Here is a 21,811-nt window from a genome sequence, read left to right as displayed (position 1 = left end):
CCCGTCCCTCCCGCCTAGTTGAGGCCCTGGGCGGACAGCCCGCGTGAGAAGCTCAATGCCGCGGCCATGCCTGGCGACATGCTGTTTTGGAGCGTAGATTCCAGTGCCATGGTCCGGTTGATCACCTGCATGGTCACCTGGAGCTTGGTGTTGAGCTTCATCTCGCGCTGGGAGAAGCGCTGCCGGGCTGCGGTGATCTGCTGCTTCCACTGATCGGCGGTCGCCTGGTCGGCCGTCTGATAATGGACCTTCGACTGCTCGACCCGGTCCATCATATTGTCGAGCATGGCGTTCAGAAGGTCGACCGCGACGATCTCCGACAGCGCCTCGGTTTCGCCATAGGTGAGCTGCGTATGCGCATAGGCGTAAACGGTCAGGATCTTGTAGAGCGGGACGGTGGCGAGGTTGAGCAACTGGCGTTCAGCGGCGGTGAGCGCCGTGTTGGAGCGGACCTTCCCATACATGTCATCGATCATCTGCTGGATGCGGGGGCGAAGGGCGCTCGCCCGGGGGATGGTCAACGTCTGCTCACCCACATCATAGCAATCCCCATCATTGCATTTGAGAATCTTGACCGCCGAGCCGCCTTCGGTGCCATCGAGCAGCGCCGTCACCACCGCATCCTCGGCAGGCCCGAACATCACCACCTTGCCGCCGACGCTGGCATCGGTCGAGGGCGTCGTGACGATCGTGCCGACCAACGTCATCACATATTCGGAAAATTCCTGGTCGAACGCCCCGAATTTGGCGGATTTGCTGAGCGCCTCCCAGGTATAATTATGCTTCTCGCCGACCAGCTGGTCCTTCATCGCCGCGTCGGAATTACCCGCGATTGTGCTGTCGCGGCTCCCGCCATTATTGCAGCCCTGGCGCGAGGCGGCCCAATCGGAAAAGACACCCTGGCTGTTGCCGACCGCCTCGCAGATAGTGGCGCGGGTCGTGTCCATCTGCGGCCATATGCCGCCGACCAGCGCCTGCGCGGTCTCGCAGCTGGAGATGTTCATCTGGTTCAACAGTTGCGCCTTTTGGCTGAACTCGTCCATGACCTTGCCGATTTCAGGCGAGACGGAATCGATCGCGAGCTTGAAGGCAAAGCCCAGCGCATTGTTGGCGGTGGCCTTGAGCATCGCCACGATCTCGGACGCGTTGATGAAGGAGAAGGAACCTGAGAAAAGATCGATGCCGCCGCAGCCCGCACGCGCGCTCGGAAGCTGGAGGTTGAAGGGCGAGACGCTTTTCTGCGGAAAGCGCGTCCAGACATTGCCCAGCGAATAATAGCCCGCCGACTGGCCCTGGAAGGCGGTGGGCCCGGTGATGTTGGCAGCGCCCCCCGCATCATTGAAGAAGCTGTTCATCTCGGACGCCACATTGGCGTCGGCAACGCCGATGACGCTCAGATGCACCGCCGTCATCAGGGTGACGGCAGCAGCCCCGCGCTGAAGTAGAGAACGGAGCCTGCTGTCTTTGCTTGGCTGTGCCATCAATAATCACTCCCCACCTTGGTGTTGGTCAGCATGAATATCCGATCCATGATCTCGTCGGCGCTCAGCATCCCGAACCCGACGGGGACCGTCCGCTTGGTCGCGGTGTCGAACAGGACCAGCGCCGGCGTCTCGTTGCCCGGCACACCCATGCGCACGCGCTGGCCCGCATCCACCACATAATCGGGAAAATCGCGGTTCGGCCCGCCGTCCATCGACACCGCCATCACCGCCATGCCATGGCTGTCGGCCACGGATTTGAGGATCGGCCCGAATATCTCGCAGGCGCCGCAGCTTTGCGCGTAGAAATAGAAAAGCCCGTAGCGCTGCCCCAATGTTTCCAGCACTGCGTCTCGATCGGCCTTGCGATTATCGAGCCAGGCGCGCTTGCCGACCGTACTGACCGGCCGCTGAAGCGTGTAATCGAGATCGGGGTTCTGCCAGAGCGCCCGCTGCCAGGTGTCTGAGAAGGTCGAGGCGCGATCGAGTTGCTCCCGCTGGAAACGGACATAGGCGATGACATTCTGCTCTGTCGGTTCGAGGATCGCTCGTGCCTTGAGCTCATCCAGTTCCTTCGTGATCGCCGCCATCCGATCGGCGGCGCTTTGCTGGGGCGTTTGCGCTGGCTTTTCCGGTTCAGCCTTGGGCCTGACGCAATAGAACCACTGGCCGAGGCGGCGTTCCCGGCAATAGAAATCGTCTCCCGCATCGGACTGCTCCACGCCATCGGTCGCCGCACCGGGTTCGTCCGCGTGGACGGGAGCGGAAATTATGGCCGATGCCAGCATCCACGCCACAAGCACGCTTTTCATCGCCATTTTATCGACCCTCCTTGCCTTAAACACGCGACCTCAATGGCCGCCGGGCGCGCTGTCCAGTTCCCCCTTGGTGAGCTGCAGCACCGACATCATCAGCGCGACATCGAGCAGCCGCGTGCCCTGGTCGAGCATGCGGATGATGCCGTTCATGAGCGGTCGGGCCATGTCGCGGCCCTGGATGGTTGCGCGAAACCGGTCGCCGCGCTTGATGAGCCAGCCGCGCCCGGTCATGTGGCCGACGCTATCGGCAAGGGACTCACCCGGAATCCCGCAGTCGAACCATCGCCCTACTCCATCGTGAATCTCCTGCGCGCGCATCGGCGAAGGGCTGCGATAGACGCAGATGAAGATGGCAAGCTCGAAGGCGGTCATGTCCCATCCAAAGGGAGCGCGGGGCGCCATCATCTCATTGGCCATGGAGATCATAATATCCCTGTATCTTCGCTTGAATGTCCGTCATGGTCTGGACTTCATCAGGCAGCTTGGCCGCGTCCATGAACTCGGAATAGACTTCGGTAAAATCCATCACCGAGAGATCGAGGCTCGCAAACTCCTCGATGGTAAAGCCCTTGCACTGCTCCTTCTTGGGCTTGTCCCAGGGCTTGTTCAGCTGGATACGGCCCTGTTCCTGCAGGATGCGCGAGAGCTTGCTCTCAAAACAGCAATAGGCGGTACGCTTGGTCTTGCAGATGCCCAGGATGCTGGACGAGCAATAGGTGCCGACCTTGTGGCAAAAGCCCATCCGGTCCTTGATATCGAGCTTCATCTCGCCCTGCGAGCAGGCGAAGAGCGTCAAGAAAGGCGTCGCCAACGCCGCGATCGCGGCGGGGCCGCCGGCAAGCGCCGCCGCGCCCGCGCCGATGGTCAACAGCCCGGAGGTCTTCCCCGCGCAGCAGTTGATGAGCCCAAATACCGGCTTGTGGCAGCTGTCCCGTTCCCCTGAAAAGACGGTGAAATTATTTTCGTCAAACTCCTTGCCGGCTTGGTCGATCGAGTGGAGCGCCACCAGCGCGTCCTTGAACTCGGTCGAGGCCTCACGGACGATCGGTTCACAGTCGCCGTTGATGCAGTAGACGTCGCCGCCGCAAATATATTGCTTCTCCGCACCCCGTTCGCTCTGCGGCACCGGGCAGCGATAGACATTTTCAAAGACCTTGCAGGCGCCAGGGTCGTAGGCCGGATCCTCCTCGTCATCGATGCATTCCTTGCGCAGGAAGCTGCATTGGGCATTGGCCTCCAGATCAGCGCAGTCATTGCCCTCGCCGATAATGGTGCATTGGTAGCTGTTCGCTTTGGCCCAGCAATCCTGTGTGACGCTCACCCCATCGACCATCCGGGTCCTGGGTTCGCTGTCCGTGCAGACCGACGATGTGAGCGTGCATTGTCCATTGCGGACCGGCGCAACGCAGGAAGCCAGGTCATCCGCCGTTCCGACATGCACCTTGGTCGTGCCGCTCCCTAAGTCCACCACCGGCGCCGGGGTGAAGCAGCCGAAGGCATCGCAATATTTCTTGCCGTTTGTCGACGCTGCGGGCGCCGTGCAGCTATAGGTGCGCACGGTGTTGGATTGATAAAGCGAGCGATCCTTATTGAGGCGGCCCACATAGCGGCGCTCTACGGTGAAGCTCGTGCTTTCGAGGCTACACGTCGGGGCGGTTTCAAAGCCGGTGCAACTGCTGCTGCTCGTGTTGGGATCCCATCGGATCTGCTTATGCCACACCTCATTATACCAGTAGCCGCAGCTGTACCGGTATGCCGTCTTCTCCTCAAACTGCGGAACCTGGGGCACGGTGCAGCTGGGCTGGCTCTGGTCAACGCTGGCGCCGGCATTGCAGGTTGCCTCATAGCTGCTGGACTGCCCGTCGCCCGGCGGCAGCGCGGTGCAACTGCCACTCGTGCCGCCGATCTCCTGGCCCTGCAAATAGCTGCCCGGATCATTCTCAATCGTGGTCGCCCTGCTGGCTGTCGACTTGATCTCGTCATTGTCGAAGGTCGCCCGTGTTCGATCCGCGTCCGTGGTGATCCGGTAGCTCTCGCTCGTGGATTTGAGCGCCGCACTGTCATTTTCGAGTTTCTCAGGGTCATCGAAATAGTCCCCCTGCTGCAGGCTCGACCCAGCATAGCCCGGCACGGCCTCAGCCTGCGATTGCTCGCTGGGCACCAGCGCGCCGTTCGACCGCATGGCGTTGCCGAGACCCTTCCCCTCTTCCCGCGCCTGTTCCTGCGTCATTTGCGCGTATAATGGCGCTGCCGCGGCCGCAGCGCTGATCAGCAGCAGCAGCGCGGCCCTGTATCTCACGGCTTTGCCCGGTCCATATGAGCGAGCGCGATTCCTGCAACCTGTGCGCCTGGCCCATGGCCTTCCGCAAAGCTGCTGAGCGCATAGCGGACCGTCACATTGCCCGTCATCCGGTCATGCGGCGGCACCCGTGTCTGGCAATCAAAGCCCGCACAGACGTCAAAATCGGAGGAGACCGCGACATAGGTCGGGACCGCCGCCACATCGAAGGCGCGGAAGAGACGTGGATCGATGCCGATATTCGCCATATCCTGTTCGTCCACGATTTTCCCAAGCTGGCCGGCGAAGACCTTCATGCTGTTGCCGGGAAAACCGCGAAATACGACGATGCCGCCGGCCGCCGCTGTATCCCGCACCATCTGCTTTAAAGACGCTGGCGGCATGGAGAGGCTGGCAAAGGCGATGAACTGCGGTGCCTCGCCGGGCTTGGCGGTGAGATTCTGCGCCGCCCCCTCGACGATCGCGTCAAAGTCGATGGGGCCGGCAGGTCCGGTCGGGAGATCACTCGCGGCGACCCGCTTCATATTTTCCGTGCCGTACTCATGCACGCTGAGCGCCTCTTCCCGGAATGCGTCGCCCCGATCCTTGACCTCATCGACAAAGGCATTCGCTTCCGCCTGCATGTCCGCCGCGCGCTTCTTGACCGCCTGGACGTCGATCCCCTCGACAGTCTGGGCGAGCAGTGCCGAGAGGCCGGCGGTGGCGAAAAGGGCGGCAAGCCCGATCCTGGCGAGATGCATGGCGTCCCTCCCCTAAAACACGCAGCAGTTGCGCTTGCGCCAGACCAGATAGCCCATATCCTCGCCGACGGCGGGGAAGGCCCGGCCCGCGTCGGGCGGAAAGGTCGAGGCGCCGATCGCCGAACATGCGAAACGTCCCGAGACCGTCGGGATTGGGTTCACCATCTGGAAGCGATATTGCTGCTTGCGCATGATCGGCATCAGATATTTCTTGCACAGGCCCTTGGACCCCATCGTCCCCCAGGCCAGCGCCTGGCGGTGCATCTTGTAGGCGAAGCGCGACAGGGCGAGCCGGGAGGATTGCACATGGCCGATCGATGAGGGAATATTTCCGTTCATGGGATACATGGACCCCTGGCAGCCCGCACACCAGAAGAGCGGATCGAGCGGCACGCCGACGGTGCCCGCGATGCAGTCCGCGGCGCAAGCGGCCTGCGCGACGGGGTTGGCAAAGACGATCGCTTCGGGGTTGATGAGGCCCGAGAGCGCATCATCCTGCCAGAGCGGGTCGACCTCAGTCATATAGGCGATGTCGAAGCTCGCCTGCTCGAAGCAGACGAAGTCGGTCAATACCTCCATCCAATAGAGCAGCGGATAGACATACCAGTGGACATGCCATTTGGCGGTGCTTTGCGAGCGCCCCCCGACCATCGAGGGCCCGGTCATATAGCCCTGGCCGATATCGAAGCCGGGCGCGACGCGGATGCCGCCGAGATTGGGGAAGCACCAGGGCTTCATGGTGACATCGGCGAGGCGTGCCGGTTCCCAGAAGCCGACCGAAATGCCGATGCGCGGGAGCGGGTCGGCGCAGGCGCAGATGGGCGAGGCGGGATTGCCGGTATCGGGCCGGTTGCCCGGCCAGATCTTCGTGCCGCCGACCGAAAGAGGAAACAGGCAGGACCAGCAGACATCCGTGATGGGATTGGCGAATTTGCCGTGACAGGTCGGCCCCGCTGCCTCGGCGCGCTGCGGGGTGAGAGCGAACGCCGCCAGCAGGCCGAGGATCATCAGCAAGGCGCGAAGGCTGCGCATCATTCGCCCTCCCCGGCTTGGGTGAGCCACTCCGTGTCCGCCCGATTCTTGACGCGGAGATAGATGAGGCTGTGGGTGGCGGTGAGGAGCATGAGCCCGGCGATGAGGAGCGAGGCCCTGCTGCCGAGGAGTTGCTTCAATGGGTCGAGCAGCAGGATGGTGGTGGCGAGGGCGAGGTAAAGACCCTGCCAGACATGCCGCATCGCCCGCAGGAACCGGGTTTCGGGCGCCGCCATCGGCGTGCGCAGGAGATCGAGCCAGAGCGGCATCATCCGGCCCTCTTCGCGTCGAGCAGCAGCTCTTCGATCTGCATGACCCGGCCCGCAGGCCGCACCACGGCGGGCGTGTGCTGGATGCCGAACCTGGCGGTAAGCCGCCCCTCCTGATCGAAATAGAAACGGCGTTTGCGGTTGGTCATCTCATCGATCGGTGAGCCGCTGACCAGGATGATCTTCGCCTTGGCGTCGCTGTACCGGGTCGTCGCCCAGGTCATCTGGGCCGCGTCGTCGCCATTGACGAACACCAGCGCCTGGGTGAGCCGCACAAAATCGAGCGGATTGATCTTCTGCCCCGCCGCCGCAATAAGTGTCCCCTTCTGGTCCCTGATATCCTGCTCGAGCGTGACCGTCGGATCGAACTGCCAGCTGCGCGCCGCCTGCGCAGGCGTGATTCCGGCCACGGGATCGGGCCGGCGGACCTTGGCTTCCACCCTCTTGGCAAAAGCCGCGTTCATCCGCGCCAGTTCGCCGCTCGCCTCGGCGCGTTTCAGCCGCGCTTCGATAGTGGCCAGGAGATCGGGTTCGATGACCGGGAAGGTTTGGCCGACCGCGCCATAGTCCCGCGCTTCCGAACGCATTGGGCCGATGATCAGCAGGGCACCCGCCAGCGCAGCGCCGGCGATGGGGACGGTGAGCAGCACCCTCACAGCACGGGCACCCCTGCCCCGAAGATTTGCCGCGCGCAGACAAGACCAATCTCGCCATAGCGGCTGTCGAACCCGTCCTTGTGCGGCGTGCCGACATAATAGCAGCTATTCGGGATCACGCCGGTCGGTCCCGGCGTTAGCCGCTCGCCGAGGCGCGTACGCGCCTTCCTATGCGCGACCGGCCGACCGTTGATGCGAACGTCGGTGCCGTCATGGCTGATGACATCGCCCGGCATGCCGTAGACAATCTTGCCGAATAGCGGCGTTGGGTTCCCGAAGTGCCGTCGCACCAGCGCATTGGCGGGCGGATCGAAGAAGATATAGTCACCGCGCGCCGGAACCTTGGTGCGGTGGATCAGGAACGCCCAGTTGGGCAGCGAGTCGGTGAGGTTGATCAGCACCGCATGGCGCTCGCGCCAACCGTGAAGGGCCTGCCAGGCGCCATAGCCGATGACGGCGATGCCGAGCAGCGCCCAGAGCCGCTTGCGCGGACGCCAGCCCGATACGCGCGGGCTATCACTGACCACCAGCGCCATCGTGCCCTCCAAAGCTTGAGACCGAAGCGCCCATCCCGCCGGGATACTCACCTGCCAGAGGCACGGGCGCGAATGGTGACGAGGCTCCGGCGGGCGACGGCATGGCGGGCATCGGCGACGGAGCAGACGCCTGCGATTGTGGAGTTGGCATTGGCCCTTCAAGACCACCGGTCTCGCGCTGAAGGCTCAGCAATTGCTGGGCGCTCGCTTGCTTTGGCATGGCGATGCCCGAGGCATAGACGGCCTTTTTGATGCTCTCGGTGATGTCCGGCACATTTTTGGACAGGACCGCCTCGCCCACCATGACGATCTCGCCCTGGCGCGAGCGTCGTTGCAACTCCTGGTCGAGCGTGCCCATGAAACGGCGCATTTCGGCCTCGACCTGGGCGGGCGAGGATGCCGAATGCGCCTGCGCCTGGACATATTCGCCGACAATGGTCGAGAGGCGCGCCGACACGATCCGCTCGGCCGGTGGCGCGAGCAAGGTCTTGGTGACCCACATGCCCCAGACCAGGGCCGCGGCCAACGCCGCGCCACCCAGAAGCTGGCCGCGGGTGAAGCCTGCAAACAGGCTGGTACGGCGTGGACGGAGGACGGGGTCCGGCGCGGGCAGATCGAGTTCCTGCTGCTCAGCCATGGCGGGCGCTCCTCTGCGGCGCGGGCAGGATATGATGGCGGCGCAGGATCATGAGGAGAAGGGCCGCGCCGCAATAGATGGCGACGGCCAAGTGCCGGAAAGCGGCAAGCCGCGCAGGATCGGCCGCCAAATAGCGCGTGGTGAAATTATGGAGCTGGATCACCATGCCATCGATTGAAAAGCCGCCGATCGCGAAGAAGAACAGGGCAAGGAGACCCCAGCTCAGGAGCAGGGTCGTGGCCAAAAAGCCCGCCAGTTTCAGCGTCAGCGCTGCCAGGCCCGCCCAAAACTGGCGCGACCGCCGCCGCTCCGCTCTCCGCACGATCTCCTCACTAGCACTGATTGTCAGTTCTCGCATGACTCCATCACTCCGCTGTCAGGGGAAGATCGCCCGGGTCCGCCGACCATTTTTCCGGCATGTCCGGGAATGCGACGCGCTCGATCGCCTGCTCCATGGTGAGACCCTGCGCCACCAGGTGTTCGATCGCAGCGAAGGTCCTGGGGCTCGATGAAAAGAGCGTCGCGCTATAGGGATCGAGCACGAGGCGGCCGACCGCCAATGTCTCGGGTCCCTTGATCATGATATCGGAATACTCAAAACCGTTGCGTTTCAGCGACCGCAGCAATGCATCGGTATAGTCATCCATCTCGAAGCGGTCATGCTTCTTGAAGTCGGCAATGGTTTCCGGCTTCTGCTGGAGAATGACGAACCAGTCGCTATTTTCGAGTGCCGCGATCGATCCTGGCGACTTATAATAGTCGTTCAAGGACTGGGTCGCCGTTACCAGCGACGCGCCATATTTGCGGCAGGTGCGCGCATAAGTCTCGATGAAGTCCGCCATCGCGCCGCCGCGCAGCATCTGCCAGGCCTCGTCCAGGAGCAAGGCCTTGGGGATCGATCGGTCAATCTTGCGCATCATCTGCTGGGAGAGGAACATGATCGCGGTGAGCACCACGCTGCGCAATTCCTCGCGCGCGGAAAGATCGGAAAGCTCGAAGACGGTGAGGTCCGCCGACAGTTCGAACGACACCTCGCCTTCGAAAAATTTGCCGAACGTACCGCGCGACGAGAAGGGCCGCATGGCGATGCCCAGCGCATTGGCAAGTTCGTTGCCGGTCCGGTCGAGCGCCGCGATCACATCATCGATGCACCCGGATCGCCCCTTTTCTTCCCAGACCTCATTCACCGCCCCGTCGATGAGGCCCCGCTCGGTATCGTTCAGCCGGTCGATATGGCGGGCCATCTGGTTCACAATGGCTTTCAGCATCGCCATGCAGTCGAGCTGATAATCCTCGTCGCGCGCGGCGAGATCGGCGTCGATCATGCTGAAGGGATTGAGGCAGAAGCCCGAGGACATGGTGAACTCGACAAAGGCGCCACCCTGGAGCTTGGCGCTGTGCTCGAACGAGCGACCGTCGTCGATCACCACCACCCGCGCGCCCGCGCCGCAGAGCGAGGCGCAGAGTTCCTGGAGGGCGACCGATTTGCCCGACCCCGATTTGCCGAACACCGCGACATTATGATTGCCCGCCGCATTCTCGAAGGGTGACCAAAAGAAGGGCTGGCCCCGCCGGCCGATCAACAGCAGATGCGGCGTCCGGCCGCCCAGATACTCGCCCTGGATCGGCGCCAGATTGGCGGCCGTAGTGGTCAGCATCGTGCGCATCCGCTTCATGCGCTCGAGATCCTTGGAAAGGCCGTTCGCCATCGTCATGGGCATGGCGCAGAGCAGGCCCATGACCTGGAGATAGCGATCGTCGAGCAGATCCCAGCCCGCCGCGCGATAGACGGATTTGAGGACCCGCTCATGGGTATCCCCCTTCCCCTTGGGCGAGAAGGCCGTAACCGAATAGAAGAGGCGCACGAGCTTGCGTCCCTGCTTCATCTCGTCATTCACATAGCGCCATTCCTGGCTCTGCTCCTTCAATTGCGGCAGGAAGCGCGCCGACTTGCTGTCGGCCAGGCTGGTCGTGCGCATGAATTTGAAGCCCGCCTTGCTGGACGCTGCCTCGACATCGGGAAAATCGATGCAGAGATTGGTGGCGACCGGACAGGGCATGCGCAGCTTGTCGGTGAACATGTCGCCGATCAGCCGCGCGACATCCCAAGGCGCCCAGCGCTGGGGCAAGTTGCGCACCGAAAAGGAGCGGACATCGAAGGTGTCGGGGTAAATCTCGCCGATCTCGGGGGTACCGTCGATCTCGCGGCCGGTGGGACGGAAGCGCTCGGTGCGCAGCAATATGCGATCCGCCTCAACCCGCATCTCGACATCGCGCCGGATCGCCTGGTCGGCGATGGGATCGAACGCATTATAGCTCACCGCGTCGTCGCCCGGCGCGGTGGTGGGCGAGGTGATGTCGTCGATCCACGCGATGAGCGCGGGCGGGTCCATTTTGCGGGCGGTGACGTTGATCGAGGCCAGCGCGGAAATGAGCCCGTCCATGACGCCGACAATCTCCTCGTTGGAGACGCGCGAACTTTCCGGCGTCGAATAGGAGATGGCGACACGGTGGTTTCGCAGGCCAAAGGGCGCGTCGGCCGAGAGCGAGGTCCAGACGCCCTGGGTCATATGCTCGACCCGGTGCTTGGCCATGCGCTCGTAAATCCCGTGCGCCCGGTAACGCGGCACATACCATTTGGAGAGCAGCTCGCCGACGCGCGGGCTCATCCATTGGTGAAATTGCAGGCAGCCGGGCGTCGGGATCGCTTCGGAGAGGAATTGCGCAAGGATCTCGCCGCTGCGCTCATCCGCGCCCACCATCGGCGCCACCTCCAGCACGAAGCCGCGCGAGGCGCTGTTGTAGAAGATGCCGCTCTTCGCGTCGTAGCTGCGGTAGGGCAACCAATGCGCCAGCATCGGGACGCCGAGATCCGGGCGGCCGCTGTCCGGGCGCTTGGTGTCGCCCAGCATCCCCGCCATCAGGCGCTCGAAAATATTGGGATCAGCCATCATTCATCCTCCGGGATGGCGGCAGGAAAGGCGGTTGCCCGCACGATGGGTTGGACGACCGGCTTAGGCGACGCGGGCACGGAAACTGCGGCGGCGCCTTTCGCCGGAACCAGCTTGCTCGGAAGCGCCGCTGGGGTAGATGAGGCCGCTTGCGGCGCGGAAGGTGTCGGAACCGACGGCGAACCGGCCCGCGCGGCGGTCCCAAGCCGACGCGCCACATCAGCCTTGATGGCCGCTACGGGATCCGCCTTCCGCGCCCGCGCCGCTTCGACGGCTGCCGGCGTCGGCAGATCGGGATCAACGGCGAGCGGTGGTTCGGTGGTAGTGACGGCCTCGGCCAGGCTCTGCATCTGCGGCGCGGCCGAAAACGCGTTGCGCGGCAGGACCGCTTCCTGAGGTTCGGGCGCGCTCTGCCATTCTCCCTGGGCGACCACGGCGCGGATGGCGCTCGCTTCATGGAGCCGACCGCCTTCATCGATGAAAGCCGGGAACACAATGCGCATCAACCGCTCGCGGCTGCGCGTGGCGTCGGCGCTGACCGCCATGCGCACCGGCTCAGCCGCCGCGACCTTGGTGGCCGCCGGACTCTTGCGCTGCTCCTCATAGGGCCCTGCTGGGGTCGGCGTGGCCGAGGGATCATCGGTGATCATGGCGAGCGCTCGATCATCGATGACCGCGCTCGGCGCACAAATGCCATCGGGCGCGGCGCAGGCGAAACTGCCCTTCACATTACCGCCAAGGCTCGCGCAGCCGGTTGAAAGAAGGCAAGCCAGGACGCTGCTGATCATCGCGGCCAGCGGCCTTGTCGTGACGGCCCCGCTCACGACCGTGCGTCCTTAAGCCAGGCTTCGAGAAATTCGCGCGGGCGATACCCTTCCAGCACCGCACCGTCGCTGCGGACGATGACCGGCGTGCCATTGAGGCCGTGTTTGTGAGCAAAAGCCTCATTGGCATCAAGCCCCGACGTGTCGCAGGTCGCGCCGCCCGCCAGCGGCTCTCCGGCATAGGCGGCGTGTACGGCCCGCTCCTTGTCCTTCGCGCAATAGACGCGGTCGGCAATGTCGCGGCTGCCCAGGACCGATATCGGCCGCTCGATCACCTTGACGTTCATCGAACGCAGGACATTGGACAGCGCGCGGCAATAGCTGCAGCGAAAATCGGTGAAGATGGTGAGGCTCTGGCCCTGCGGATTGCCCCAGATGATGGCGCCGTCCTTGCCGAGGCTTTCGAGTGAGAGCTTGGGCGATCGGCGTTCCGGTGTCGGCTTTTCCATCCGGCCACCCTTGGCGGCAGCGGCGAAGGCGGCCTTTTGCGCATCCTCGCCCGTCAGGTTCGCCGCCGCATTGGCCGAGGCTGCCGCGCCCACCAGCATGTCGGGGTTCATCTCCAGCAGCTTGGCTGCCGTCAGGTCCTGGCGGGTCTGCATGTCATAGACACGGCCGATGATGAGGTAGCGTGCGGCGGGATCGACATAGAAGAGATTGGCGCCGGCGGTGATTTCGCACAAGCCACTGACCTTCTGGCAATCGACTGCGCCAACCTGGGTCTTGGGGAGCCGGGCCTTCAGCGCCTCTCTGACCCCGCCCTCCGCGCCGCCAACATCGGCCGCGAGGCTGAGGCTCGCGAGGCCGACGCAACCGAAGGCTAACCCGATCGATGCAGGTCGATATGAGAGGAAGCGCCCAAGGCGCCGCAGCCTAGTTGCGAACATAAACACCCTCCAGGAAGACGATCTCGACATCGATGCCGGTCGGCATCTCGATCACCGGCTGATATTGCTCGGCCCGTTCGATCAGATATTTGGACACAATGTCGCCGGTTTGGGCGACGCCTTCGCCAAGCCCGCCTTCGAGGATGTCCCCGGTCGAGAGCTTGTCACGCTTGCCATTGGTCGAGATGTTGGTGCCCTGGAACACACTGTTCGCATTGGCCGAAAAGCCGCGGCCAAAGCCGCCCACCAGGCCCGCCATGAAGGCCTGGGTGACCAGCGATCCCTCGCGCGACACCACCCGGCCGCGCACGCCCGTCTTGCCGCCAAAGGCGATGAACCCCTTGACCTCGGACACCGCATAGCGGCCGCCCGGTTGCGGGCAGGTCATCTTCTGGAGCTTCACATAGACTTTCTCGCTCGAGAGATCGCCGCGCGCGGCACCATTGATGAGACAGCCTTCGATTTTGGTCGTGAGCAGCTTGCCATTGGCGAAGACCGAGCGAGCGGGACCGGTGATGCGCAGCACGACGGGCAACGGATCGGTCTGGCTGTTGACGCCCGCGCTTGCATCGACCCCGACAATCACCCGCGCGCGAGCGAAACTGTTGGGCGGGAGATAATTGGGGCTGTCGGTATAGACGGTATTGCCCTTGGCGACCTTGGACGCGATCCCACTATCGCTGCTGGTGAAACTCACCATCTTGACCTCATTGCCGCGGGGGAGCGCATCGGCGCGCACCGCACCTGCGTCGCCCGGTGCATCGGGCCGCTGATAGACTTGCGGGCCATTGGGGCCGTAGAGCGCGGAAGGGCCTGCCATCGCTGGCTGTGCCGTGCGCCGCTCGGAAATCTGGCGCTTCAATTGCTCATTTTCTGCCTGATAAGCGGTCAGCACCCGCTGCCCGTCGGCCTGCATCGACTGGTTCTGGGCTTTCAGCGCCTCGACCTGCGAGGCGAGCTGGTCCATCCGCCGCTGCTGGCCGCCCACGGCCTTCAGCTGATTTTCCTGGGCCTGGAACTGGTTTTCCGACATCGCCATCCACTCCTGCTGGGAGAGGTTGCGGTTCACCAGATCCTTGGTCGAGACATCGATTTCTTCGCCGCTTGTGGCTTTGGGATCCTCCTTTTTCTCGTCACCGCTGAAGATCCAGAAGGAGGAGGCGATGAGGCCGATGCCGGCTGCGCCGGCGAGAAGCAGTTGCTGCTTGCGGCGGACGGCCTCGTTGCCGGCGAGGTCAGCGCTGACAGGGGAGACGCCCTCGCCCGCCTCCTGATCGGCATCGAGCGTCCGGCGCTTGCGCGAAAAAAGATCAGCCAATGCCATCAGGGCCTCCCATTTTGCGATACGAGATAGGCGGTCGTGATCTTGCCGGGGCCGAGGCGCGGCTCGGCGATCGAGACGGCCAGCGTGCCCGACGGCGCAACCGTCGCTTCATTAAGCTCGATGGCCGCCGCCCCCTTATTCTCGATGCGCAGCACCTTGCCGGTCAAATCCGCGCCGCGATATTCCGCGATCATCTGCACCTTGAGCGTGCCCACATAGACAGGGCGGAGCGAACGCTGCCGCATCTCGTAGCCCGGCGCCGAGCCATTGGCGGCCATCGCCTGCATCAAGGCAACCGCCGCGTCCTGCGGTCCGATCTTGCCCTGCGGGCTATTCTCCTCCGCTCTCTCACGAGCGATGGCGGGATTGGTGACGAAGATCTGCGCGGCCTGATCGCCTGTGATCCGGCAGAGGAACTTGTAGACATAGCCGCGCTTGCTCGTTCCGAAGAAGGACAGCGCACCTTTCTGGAAACCGTCGGGCACCGAGAGATAGATGTCGCCGCGAACAGGCTCGTTCACCACCGAGAAATCCTCGGTCGGGTTGCCGGTCGAGATTTTCGACACGCTGGCAAACTCATCTTCAACCAGGCTGATGCGGGTCAGGTCCTTGGCTGATGCCTGGCAATCGACCTGCGCACTGTCGGCCGCCACGATATTCTGGTCGGCAAAGGCCGGTGCGCTGATGAGGAGCATCGCCAGCCCGAGCAGGAGCAGGCCGATCATCCGGCTTGCAAAACATTGGAGACGGGAGAGAAAGGCAAGGCCGCCCGCTGCGCTGCCGATGACATAAGCCGACATCATGACGCCCTCCCCTTCTCACGGTGGCCCTTCTCATCCTCCACCATGCCAAAGCCGATGAGCCTCAGGGTGAGGCCCGCATATTCCCAGCGGTAGCGGAAGGTGCGCAGCTGTTTGGAGACGACCTTGCTGCCGACGATGGTGTGGAGTTCGCCGGTCACCTCCGAGCTGAGCGCCTTCGTATCGATGGTCATCGACTGGATGGTGAAGAACTGCGATATCGACGACCCGCGCTGCTCCTCGACAATGCGCATAAGATCGGCCTTGAGTTTGCCCTGTGCCCGCGGCGAAGCGATGGCGAGCACGCTCTCCATCCAATATTCGAGATTTTGCGGATTGCGATCGAGGGTCAGCACCACGACATCACGCGTGATCATCTCCAGATAGTCCCGGCTGACGCCCGAACTGGAAATGGTGAGCGGCGAGCGCAGGACCGGCTGGAGCACGATCTCCCGACCGCGAAAAAGGGTCATGGTCAGCAGCAGCAGGCTGAATGCCCCGAGCGCCGCGACGGCCGCGAACAGCAGATTGCGTTGCCGCAGGATTCGCTGGTGGTGCGAATGTTGGTAGCTAAGGTCCATATCAGCCTGCCATCAGCCGGAGATAGGAAGGTGGTGTGGCTCTCAGGCCCGTAAAACCGGCCGGAAGATGCCAATAGGCCAGGTGCAAAAGCCATGATCCCGCCCGGCCAGCCTTTGCCTTTTTAAGTCCCCACCAACCCGCGCCCGCAAGCGCTACGCCAATGAAGATATGCTGGGTCAGGATACCCCACGTGAACGGTATGATCAGCGCGAGGAACTCATCCAGCGTCCAGAGCCCTATCAATTCAGGATCATCCAGATGAGCCGGGATCACATATTTGTCCTGTGCCATACACCACCCTCTTGTCGGTCCGGCGTGGCTGAAAGCCACTATGGACCACTTGAAGCTTCAGATCGTCGCGGTGACGGTGGAGGTGACGATGGGAACGCCGGTGCCCGCGCCCACGCCGACGCCCACGGGGATGGCGATCTGTCCCAGCGAGAAACGGCCCGATGCGAGACCCACGACCCCGCCGACCAGCGAGAGGATGGTGATGATCCGACCGCCCGAGCCTTCGAGAAACCCGGTGAAGGTGTTTTCCGCCGTATCGAAGGTCGTGTCGGCGCCGGCAAAGGCGGGGCCAACCATCAGCAGCAGGGCAAAGCCGAGAAAAGCGAGCGCGAGCACCGCCATCTCCAAGCGCCCGGCCTGTTTCAGAACAGACTGCATGAGATGTTCCTTATGTTCCGAGCGCGGCTGATCCGTGCTCCAGAGAAAGGCTGGGTGCGTTCCGGCTCTTCACCAAGAAGGAAGCGGCGAAAAAGTCCTCAAATCAGAAAATAAATGGACAATCCCGTGAGCCTCGACAGAAAATTGCGCGAAACTGTCCGCGCTCGCGGGCAACTGTCCGATCTCGCGGATTTCTGCCCGCGATTGCGGACAGTTGAATATTGCATTGAAGCTGATTCGGACAGTCTTCACGGATTTGCCGATTTGAAGATATCATCCATCTCAGGGCGTCATGATATCGAAACCGACCAGAACTTCACTTGCTCCGGCGGCAAAACAGGATGCTCGGGCTCGCTCCTTTGACTCGGTTCCCGCAATCGCATGAAAATTGATTGAATATCGAATTCGCCGGGCCGCATCTTGCACTGCGGCAAGTCAGTTGGTCCCTTGAATTCAAGGGCCAGCAGCTTTCCGTTTGGGCCAAGAACGATGGGTCGGGCAGCCCATTTCTTAGCCCAACTATGCGCAAATCCGGGGGAAAAGTAACGAGCGACCAACAGGGAGAAAGACATGGTATGGCAATCTGACGGTGATGACCCCAATCAATCCAGTTCCAGGTCCAATGACAGGCGCGCGGATGTGCAGGCGGGCTTTCTTGCCGTTATCCTCGAAGATATGGCGCACAAGCGCCTGAGTGTCCGCGATCTTTCCGGCGCGACAGGCATCGGCAAAAGTCGCCTGGGCGCTGTTCTGCACCGCAATGTGGCCAAGCGGCCGCCGATCACCGTGCCCGAGCTTGCAATGCTGCTCGACGCGCTCGACATCCATATCCTGCAGGCCTGGCTCAGGGGCGAAGCACTCATCCATATCGGATTATATGGCGATAGCCGGCTGAACCGGCTCTTGCCCCTGCTCGCGGAATTCTATCTCGATCTCCCCCGCAAGCTGCTCGACGCTCTGGCGCAGATCGAAGGCGCTGACGGCACGGAGCTGCGCCGTGGATGGTCGGAGCCCTTCTCCAACGCGGTTGCCAAGCGCATGGCGCATGAGATCACCCGCGTCGTTGAACGGCGCAATGCGCTCACCGATCTGCGCTTCTGATCCGTTCCTGAAATGTCGAAACTCGCACGATGCGGTATGGGCCTTGGTCCCACCCATCGCCGGGCATCGGCAGCGTTTCCATGCGCCGGTTCGGTACCGCGACACCGCTCAGCAGCGACCAATTGTGCAATATGGCGTCGACATAGAGCCGGGTTTCTCGGATGCGCGGGATCGTCGCGTTGCGAACCCGGCCAGGCCCGGCATTATAGGCGGCAAGCGCCAGATGGACCTGACCGAAACGATCGAGCTGTCGGCGCAGATAGCGCGCACCACCGCGCAAATTCTGGTCAGCCGCGTAGCGATCGACCCCCAATTCCGCTGCTGTGTCGGGCATGAGCTGGGTCAATCCATAGGCATTTTTGGACGAGAAAATATGATGGCGATAACGACTCTCCTGGATGATCATCGCGTCGAACAGGCCGACCGGGATGCCGAATTCGCAGGCAACCTGGCTCATCAGGCCATAATAGCCCTGCCGCCGGTTCTCCGCGTCCGCCTTGAGAAACCCTGTCGGGCGGTAGGCAATGGGCAGGCAAGCCGGTACCCAGCGCGCCGCCGCCGAAGGATAGAGCGGCGAGCGGGTCATCCACGACGGGATTGTCAGGGCACCCGTGGGCGTTTCGGTGTTCGCCGGGCCGCCGCGACCAAGGTCGTTCCAGCTATCAATGGGCACCGGCCCCCGCTCCGCAAAACTGTTCGCCATCTCGATTTCGACCGATCGACGATGAGGGCCACCTGCAAGCGCGACGTGCCCTTCACCAAGGCGTTCGACGACTGCGCCGGTCATCGCATTCGGTCCGTTTTCCCCATCTACAGATGGACTTCCGCCCATCGTGATCATCTGCACGATCCGCACATTCCTGGGAGGCGCAGCATCTGCGGCATCGGTCCCCACGAGCATCATTCCAGCAAACAGCAACGCCTTGTGCATACCATCCTCCTGACTGTTGAAGCCCAAGTGGAGATCAGCGCCATGGCGGCTGTCAATTCGGAGCATCCGGACACCCCTCCCCTCGGTGCCGCTCGGCGAGGCCCTCATGTGGTTAATTGATCGCAATAGCGACGGCCTCCAGACACGGCGCATAGCCCTCCCTCCCCCTGTCCGCATGGCGCTCGTCCGCTGGTATGAAGGCGTGGGTGATCATCATGATGAGGAGGCGGGCATTCTCCTCGTCCAGCAGGCGCGCATTGGCGAGAAGTGGATTGCCTGTGATTGCCTGGAGGAGGGTCAGCCGCCGCCCATCCTGACGCCGGCCTATTTGAGCGAAGCGGAAACCTATTATCTGCGGCGGCTCACCAGTGCGAAGCGGCCCGAACATCGGACCGACTGCCCCTTCTTCCGCGACCAGGCGACGAACCGCATTACCGAGGTGCGAAGCCCTCTCAACCCGGCTGATCCGCCCGCAGGCTTTTTCGAGGTCTTGCGCCCCGCCCCTCAAAATCTCGCCCAAAAGCCGGAAGAGGATTTGACCGATGACCGTACGCGAAACGCGTCGATCCCCCGTCTCGCGCGCTTACTCTGGCGACTGATCGACGCTGCGGGCCTCAACCATTGCCAGCCTATCAGTCACCAACACCGTCCCATGTCGATCGGGGACGAGTTCAAAGCCTTGGGACAGGCCGCCGCCAAGATCGAGATCGCGCCTGGCATGGAACTGGCGAGCGCGTTCTGGACCCATGCCGGGCCGCTTCACAGCAAACAGGTCTATGCCTCGCTGCGCAGGCTCTCCGAGCGATGGCCGCACGGCCATGCGCCCCAGGCTTTCCTCACCCTGTTCGCCCCTGCCTTCCAAGGCAGCAGTATCGATGTGCCCGGCTGCGATCCGGTGCTGATTGCCAATCGCGTGCAGTCGCCATCGGTGCGGACCAATGTCATCAAAGGCCCCTATCTCGCCCTGGTCGTTATCGGGCAATATCCAGAGTCCCGCGGCTTCGCGCCACTGCGCGCCTATGCACAGCCCATCTACTCAGGACGCCGCTTTGTTCCAGTAGATAGCGAGTTCGAACGACTGGTCCTGCGACAGCTTTTGGAAGCCCAGCAGCATCTCAATCGCATGAATATTGATCTCTCGATCGAAAAGCCGGTCTTCGATCGACTAACCGACTTCGGACCATGCAGGCCCGATTTCATGATCGAGGCTCGTTCGCGGGAGTCCGGCGAAGTACGGCAATTGATCATCGAGGCGATGGGTTTTCACGACGATGTCTACCTCGCGGCGAAGGCCGTCACCTTGCCACGCATGCAACAGATCGCGCCTGTCTTGCCAGTCACACCGAAGGACGCGGAGCGCCGACGAATAGGGCCAATGTTGATCGACATGATCCTGTCATGACTTTAATCTGATTCACCATATTTTTTACAGGACAGACGCAACTGGAACCATGGCAGACGCCAAGTCGTTCACTCATCTCGTCTTGATCGATGCAATTGGAGATTTACATTTTTCTGGATTGCGCGCATGAGGCGCAGAACATCCCTCGAAGACGGGTCCGCGAGCATGGCCGACAACAATTCTTCCGATATCACTACCCTCACTGTTCAGTTGGTGAGCGCATTCGTCTCCAACAATACGGTACCGAGTGCCGACCTTGCCGGCCTGATCCAGTCGACGCGCGCCGCGCTCGTCAATGAACTCAATCCGGCCCCGGCAGAATCCGAAGCGCCGACTTACACGCCGGCTGTCTCGGTACGTAAGAGCCTGTCTTCGCCCGATCACATTCTGAGCCTGATTGACGGCAAGCCGTATAAGACTTTGAAGCGCCACCTCGCCTCGCATGGCCTCACCCCGGAGGAATATCGCGCCCGCTATAATCTGGCCAAAAGCTATCCGCTGGTCGCCAGCAGCTACTCGGACGCGCGCCGCGCCGTTGCCTCGAAGATCGGCCTTGGCCGCAAGTCCGTTACTCCGGCTGCCCCCGCCGCCGAAGTGAAGCCGGCCGCTGCCGCCCCGAGCGCACCCGCTCCGGCAAAGTCGAAAGCCCCGGTCAAGGCAGCGCCCAAGCCCGCTCCCGCCAAGAAGGCCGTGAATGGTGATGCCAAGGCGAAGCCTGCTGCTCTTTCGGCCGCGGCAACGGCCGCGCCGAAGAGTTCCACCCCGGTGAAATCAGCGCCTGCCGCAGAGGCCAAGGCCCCACCGGCAAAGGCTGATGCGCGCAAGCGCCTGTCGATCGCCGCACCCAAGGATGAAAAGCCCGCTGCAAAGACTGAAGCTGCCGCCAAGCCGGAAGTGAAGACTGTTGCCGCTCCCAAGGCGAAAGCCGCGCCCAAGGCCAAGCCGGCTGCTGCGCCTAAGGCGGCCAAACCTGCGGATGCCCCGAAAAAGGCCGCCAAGACAGCCGCCCCGGCGTTGAATGGGGATGCGAAGGCCAAGGCGGAGGTGCCCCCGGCCAACGGCTGATCGCCGGACGCCAAATAGACCTGCAATTTTGAAGGCAGCCCCGCATTGTCGGGGCTGTTCTTTCATCAGCAGTCAATCGATGTCGGACAGCCGCAAAAATCTCCGGCGTTTACGCCCAGCATAATTCTCATCTTTAGTGGCCTTCGAAGTAACGCTCGATGTCCAGGCGACCATTGAGAACATTCACGATTTCCACACGCTCCTCGCCGTAACGAAAGAAAATGACATACCCCTGATGCGGAAGAGACCGGATGTCGGACCGCAATTCAGGGCGATGGGTTCCAAGCGTACCGGGCAGATCGGCAAGATTGTCGCATCGGGCCACGAGTTTTTCGACAAAGGCTTGAGCGACCGCCAGATCCCCGCTTTCAGCCGCGATACGACGCAGGACGTCAGCCAGATCGTTTCTGGCTGACGTCAGATAGACGAGGCGACGCACTCAGTTTTTTGCTGCGGTTCAATTCTTCCGACACACGCGTCAGATGACTCCGCACATCGTCAGCGTCATGTTCGCCACGCGCGGCGATCGAAGCGTTCAGCGTGTCTCGCAGCGATATTAGCTTGACCTCCCGTTCCTCGACCAGGCGAAGGCCTTCGCGCACAACCTCACTTGCCGAACCGTAACGGCCGGATTTAACCACGGTTTCCACAAAGCCTTCCCAGCGTTCGCCAACAGAAACGTTCACCCGACCCTCCATTCATGTCCCTCAGCGGCATAGCATGATAACATAAGATGCGCAATTTTTGACATAGCGGCCTGCCGCACCACTACAAGTGATTGGAGGGCAGACAGATTCGAAAGGCGCG

At 62.5% G+C, this 21,811-nt stretch carries 26 protein-coding genes; 4 read left to right on the top strand and 22 right to left on the bottom strand.

From position 1 onward, the window contains the following. Window positions 1-14: 14 nt before the first annotated feature. The 19 genes from VVT58_RS21500 to VVT58_RS21410 all read right to left on the bottom strand — a co-directional run bounded on the left by VVT58_RS21500 (window position 15) and on the right by VVT58_RS21410 (window position 16,505). On the bottom strand, window positions 15-1,412 hold the full coding sequence (locus VVT58_RS21500) for a conjugal transfer protein TraH (RefSeq protein ID WP_405053760.1): 1,398 nt from the start codon (window positions 1,410-1,412) through the stop codon (window positions 15-17). A gap of 68 nt (window positions 1,413-1,480) precedes the next feature. After that, a complete protein-coding gene (locus VVT58_RS21495) occupies window positions 1,481-2,269 on the bottom strand; it encodes a conjugal transfer protein TraF (protein ID WP_405053759.1) in 789 nt (262 codons plus the stop codon). Between the two features lie 63 nt (window positions 2,270-2,332). Beyond that, the gene (locus VVT58_RS21490; RefSeq protein ID WP_226869716.1) at window positions 2,333-2,716 is read right to left on the bottom strand and encodes a hypothetical protein; all 384 of its coding nucleotides are present in this window, start codon (window positions 2,714-2,716) and stop codon (window positions 2,333-2,335) included. Beyond that, window positions 2,706-4,598, bottom strand: coding sequence for a conjugal transfer protein TraN (locus VVT58_RS21485; RefSeq protein ID WP_046766237.1), 1,893 nt, complete (start codon window positions 4,596-4,598; stop codon window positions 2,706-2,708). The genes VVT58_RS21490 and VVT58_RS21485 overlap by 11 nt, the downstream gene beginning before the upstream one ends. Beyond that, entirely contained in the window at window positions 4,595-5,338 is a 744-nt protein-coding gene (gene trbC / locus VVT58_RS21480; RefSeq protein ID WP_046766238.1) for a type-F conjugative transfer system pilin assembly protein TrbC, read from the bottom strand. Before trbC ends, VVT58_RS21485 begins: the two co-directional genes overlap by 4 nt. Before the next feature lie 12 nt (window positions 5,339-5,350). Beyond that, a complete protein-coding gene (gene traU, locus VVT58_RS21475) occupies window positions 5,351-6,370 on the bottom strand; it encodes a conjugal transfer pilus assembly protein TraU (RefSeq protein WP_405053758.1) in 1,020 nt (339 codons plus the stop codon). Beyond that, window positions 6,370-6,642, bottom strand: coding sequence for a hypothetical protein (locus tag VVT58_RS21470; RefSeq protein ID WP_319024297.1), 273 nt, complete (start codon window positions 6,640-6,642; stop codon window positions 6,370-6,372). The genes traU and VVT58_RS21470 overlap by 1 nt, the downstream gene beginning before the upstream one ends. Continuing rightward, complete coding sequence (traW, locus tag VVT58_RS21465) at window positions 6,639-7,295, bottom strand: type-F conjugative transfer system protein TraW (protein WP_046766240.1); 657 nt, start codon at window positions 7,293-7,295, stop codon at window positions 6,639-6,641. Before traW ends, VVT58_RS21470 begins: the two co-directional genes overlap by 4 nt. Continuing rightward, entirely contained in the window at window positions 7,292-7,831 is a 540-nt protein-coding gene (locus VVT58_RS21460) for a S26 family signal peptidase (protein WP_046766241.1), read from the bottom strand. Before VVT58_RS21460 ends, traW begins: the two co-directional genes overlap by 4 nt. Further along, the gene (locus VVT58_RS21455) at window positions 7,812-8,468 is read right to left on the bottom strand and encodes a type-F conjugative transfer system protein TrbI (RefSeq protein ID WP_046766242.1); all 657 of its coding nucleotides are present in this window, start codon (window positions 8,466-8,468) and stop codon (window positions 7,812-7,814) included. The genes VVT58_RS21460 and VVT58_RS21455 overlap by 20 nt, the downstream gene beginning before the upstream one ends. Further along, window positions 8,461-8,826, bottom strand: a complete 366-nt coding sequence (locus VVT58_RS21450; protein ID WP_046766243.1) for a hypothetical protein — start codon at window positions 8,824-8,826, stop codon at window positions 8,461-8,463. Before VVT58_RS21450 ends, VVT58_RS21455 begins: the two co-directional genes overlap by 8 nt. A 7-nt stretch (window positions 8,827-8,833) precedes the next feature. Beyond that, on the bottom strand, window positions 8,834-11,419 hold the full coding sequence (gene traC, locus VVT58_RS21445; protein ID WP_046766244.1) for a type IV secretion system protein TraC: 2,586 nt from the start codon (window positions 11,417-11,419) through the stop codon (window positions 8,834-8,836). Then, window positions 11,419-12,243, bottom strand: coding sequence for a hypothetical protein (locus VVT58_RS21440; protein WP_061938797.1), 825 nt, complete (start codon window positions 12,241-12,243; stop codon window positions 11,419-11,421). Before VVT58_RS21440 ends, traC begins: the two co-directional genes overlap by 1 nt. Next, the gene (locus VVT58_RS21435) at window positions 12,240-13,130 is read right to left on the bottom strand and encodes a DsbC family protein (RefSeq protein WP_046766246.1); all 891 of its coding nucleotides are present in this window, start codon (window positions 13,128-13,130) and stop codon (window positions 12,240-12,242) included. Before VVT58_RS21435 ends, VVT58_RS21440 begins: the two co-directional genes overlap by 4 nt. Next, a complete protein-coding gene (locus tag VVT58_RS21430; RefSeq protein WP_046766247.1) occupies window positions 13,117-14,454 on the bottom strand; it encodes a TraB/VirB10 family protein in 1,338 nt (445 codons plus the stop codon). The genes VVT58_RS21435 and VVT58_RS21430 overlap by 14 nt, the downstream gene beginning before the upstream one ends. Continuing rightward, window positions 14,454-15,257 (bottom strand): type-F conjugative transfer system secretin TraK, encoded by an 804-nt coding sequence (locus VVT58_RS21425; RefSeq protein WP_046766248.1) that lies wholly within the window; start codon window positions 15,255-15,257, stop codon window positions 14,454-14,456. Before VVT58_RS21425 ends, VVT58_RS21430 begins: the two co-directional genes overlap by 1 nt. After that, window positions 15,254-15,835 carry a type IV conjugative transfer system protein TraE gene (locus tag VVT58_RS21420; RefSeq protein ID WP_046766249.1) on the bottom strand — a complete coding sequence of 194 codons (582 nt, stop codon included), beginning with the start codon at window positions 15,833-15,835 and terminating at the stop codon, window positions 15,254-15,256. Before VVT58_RS21420 ends, VVT58_RS21425 begins: the two co-directional genes overlap by 4 nt. A 1-nt stretch (window position 15,836) precedes the next feature. Continuing rightward, window positions 15,837-16,127, bottom strand: coding sequence for a type IV conjugative transfer system protein TraL (traL, locus tag VVT58_RS21415; RefSeq protein WP_046766250.1), 291 nt, complete (start codon window positions 16,125-16,127; stop codon window positions 15,837-15,839). Between the two features lie 57 nt (window positions 16,128-16,184). Further along, on the bottom strand, window positions 16,185-16,505 hold the full coding sequence (locus VVT58_RS21410) for a hypothetical protein (protein ID WP_046766251.1): 321 nt from the start codon (window positions 16,503-16,505) through the stop codon (window positions 16,185-16,187). Between the two features lie 114 nt (window positions 16,506-16,619). Between VVT58_RS21410 and VVT58_RS21405 the strand changes: the two genes are divergently transcribed. Both VVT58_RS21405 and VVT58_RS21400 read left to right on the top strand, forming a co-directional pair. Next, window positions 16,620-16,868 carry a hypothetical protein gene (locus VVT58_RS21405; protein ID WP_139111428.1) on the top strand — a complete coding sequence of 83 codons (249 nt, stop codon included), beginning with the start codon at window positions 16,620-16,622 and terminating at the stop codon, window positions 16,866-16,868. Between the two features lie 207 nt (window positions 16,869-17,075). Continuing rightward, window positions 17,076-17,606, top strand: coding sequence for a hypothetical protein (locus VVT58_RS21400; protein WP_052757584.1), 531 nt, complete (start codon window positions 17,076-17,078; stop codon window positions 17,604-17,606). On the opposite strand, the gene VVT58_RS21395 is transcribed toward VVT58_RS21400, so the two are convergent. Then, window positions 17,587-18,603, bottom strand: a complete 1,017-nt coding sequence (locus tag VVT58_RS21395) for a lytic transglycosylase domain-containing protein (RefSeq protein ID WP_052757585.1) — start codon at window positions 18,601-18,603, stop codon at window positions 17,587-17,589. The two genes, VVT58_RS21400 and VVT58_RS21395, sit on opposite strands and share 20 nt — an antisense overlap. A 40-nt stretch (window positions 18,604-18,643) precedes the next feature. Here VVT58_RS21395 and VVT58_RS21390 point away from each other — a divergent pair, with 40 nt between their 5' ends. Then, the gene (locus tag VVT58_RS21390; protein WP_061938803.1) at window positions 18,644-19,939 is read left to right on the top strand and encodes a hypothetical protein; all 1,296 of its coding nucleotides are present in this window, start codon (window positions 18,644-18,646) and stop codon (window positions 19,937-19,939) included. 165 nt (window positions 19,940-20,104) lie between these two features. Continuing rightward, entirely contained in the window at window positions 20,105-21,004 is a 900-nt protein-coding gene (locus VVT58_RS21385) for a MucR family transcriptional regulator (RefSeq protein WP_046766253.1), read from the top strand. 133 nt (window positions 21,005-21,137) lie between these two features. Here the strand turns inward: VVT58_RS21385 and VVT58_RS21380 are convergent, their stop codons facing one another. Together VVT58_RS21380 and VVT58_RS21375 are read right to left on the bottom strand one after the other, a co-directional pair. Next, the gene (locus VVT58_RS21380; protein ID WP_076605793.1) at window positions 21,138-21,443 is read right to left on the bottom strand and encodes a type II toxin-antitoxin system RelE/ParE family toxin; all 306 of its coding nucleotides are present in this window, start codon (window positions 21,441-21,443) and stop codon (window positions 21,138-21,140) included. Further along, window positions 21,397-21,690: a type II toxin-antitoxin system ParD family antitoxin gene (locus tag VVT58_RS21375; RefSeq protein WP_076605794.1), complete on the bottom strand. Its 294-nt coding sequence runs from the start codon at window positions 21,688-21,690 to the stop codon at window positions 21,397-21,399. Before VVT58_RS21375 ends, VVT58_RS21380 begins: the two co-directional genes overlap by 47 nt. Between the last annotated feature and the right edge of the window lie 121 nt (window positions 21,691-21,811).

The organism is Sphingobium sp. SJ10-10 (assembly GCF_036038995.2).
Taxonomy (GTDB): Bacteria; Pseudomonadota; Alphaproteobacteria; order Sphingomonadales; family Sphingomonadaceae; genus Sphingobium.
Note: the sequence above shows the minus strand (reverse complement) of the source record. Positions and strands in the feature narration are given on the sequence as shown.

Excerpts from the sequence above, each read along its gene's own strand:
- VVT58_RS21500 (WP_405053760.1), bottom strand. The coding sequence starts at position 1,412 with ATGACGGCGGTGCATCTGAGCGTCATCGGCGTTGCCGACGCCAATGTG.
- VVT58_RS21495 (WP_405053759.1), bottom strand. The coding sequence starts at position 2,269 with ATGCTGGCATCGGCCATAATTTCCGCTCCCGTCCACGCGGACGAACCC.
- VVT58_RS21490 (WP_226869716.1), bottom strand. The coding sequence starts at position 2,716 with ATGGCCAATGAGATGATGGCGCCCCGCGCTCCCTTTGGATGGGACATG.
- trbC (WP_046766238.1), bottom strand. The coding sequence starts at position 5,338 with ATGCATCTCGCCAGGATCGGGCTTGCCGCCCTTTTCGCCACCGCCGGC.
- traU (WP_405053758.1), bottom strand. The coding sequence starts at position 6,370 with ATGCGCAGCCTTCGCGCCTTGCTGATGATCCTCGGCCTGCTGGCGGCG.
- VVT58_RS21470 (WP_319024297.1), bottom strand. The coding sequence starts at position 6,642 with ATGATGCCGCTCTGGCTCGATCTCCTGCGCACGCCGATGGCGGCGCCC.
- VVT58_RS21460 (WP_046766241.1), bottom strand. The coding sequence starts at position 7,831 with ATGGCGCTGGTGGTCAGTGATAGCCCGCGCGTATCGGGCTGGCGTCCG.
- VVT58_RS21455 (WP_046766242.1), bottom strand. The coding sequence starts at position 8,468 with ATGGCTGAGCAGCAGGAACTCGATCTGCCCGCGCCGGACCCCGTCCTC.
- VVT58_RS21450 (WP_046766243.1), bottom strand. The coding sequence starts at position 8,826 with ATGCGAGAACTGACAATCAGTGCTAGTGAGGAGATCGTGCGGAGAGCG.
- traC (WP_046766244.1), bottom strand. The coding sequence starts at position 11,419 with ATGGCTGATCCCAATATTTTCGAGCGCCTGATGGCGGGGATGCTGGGC.
- VVT58_RS21435 (WP_046766246.1), bottom strand. The coding sequence starts at position 13,130 with ATGTTCGCAACTAGGCTGCGGCGCCTTGGGCGCTTCCTCTCATATCGA.
- VVT58_RS21430 (WP_046766247.1), bottom strand. The coding sequence starts at position 14,454 with ATGGCATTGGCTGATCTTTTTTCGCGCAAGCGCCGGACGCTCGATGCC.
- VVT58_RS21425 (WP_046766248.1), bottom strand. The coding sequence starts at position 15,257 with ATGATGTCGGCTTATGTCATCGGCAGCGCAGCGGGCGGCCTTGCCTTT.
- VVT58_RS21420 (WP_046766249.1), bottom strand. The coding sequence starts at position 15,835 with ATGGACCTTAGCTACCAACATTCGCACCACCAGCGAATCCTGCGGCAA.
- traL (WP_046766250.1), bottom strand. The coding sequence starts at position 16,127 with ATGGCACAGGACAAATATGTGATCCCGGCTCATCTGGATGATCCTGAA.
- VVT58_RS21410 (WP_046766251.1), bottom strand. The coding sequence starts at position 16,505 with ATGCAGTCTGTTCTGAAACAGGCCGGGCGCTTGGAGATGGCGGTGCTC.
- VVT58_RS21405 (WP_139111428.1), top strand. The coding sequence starts at position 16,620 with ATGGACAATCCCGTGAGCCTCGACAGAAAATTGCGCGAAACTGTCCGC.
- VVT58_RS21400 (WP_052757584.1), top strand. The coding sequence starts at position 17,076 with ATGGTATGGCAATCTGACGGTGATGACCCCAATCAATCCAGTTCCAGG.
- VVT58_RS21395 (WP_052757585.1), bottom strand. The coding sequence starts at position 18,603 with ATGCTCCGAATTGACAGCCGCCATGGCGCTGATCTCCACTTGGGCTTC.
- VVT58_RS21390 (WP_061938803.1), top strand. The coding sequence starts at position 18,644 with ATGTGGTTAATTGATCGCAATAGCGACGGCCTCCAGACACGGCGCATA.
- VVT58_RS21385 (WP_046766253.1), top strand. The coding sequence starts at position 20,105 with ATGGCCGACAACAATTCTTCCGATATCACTACCCTCACTGTTCAGTTG.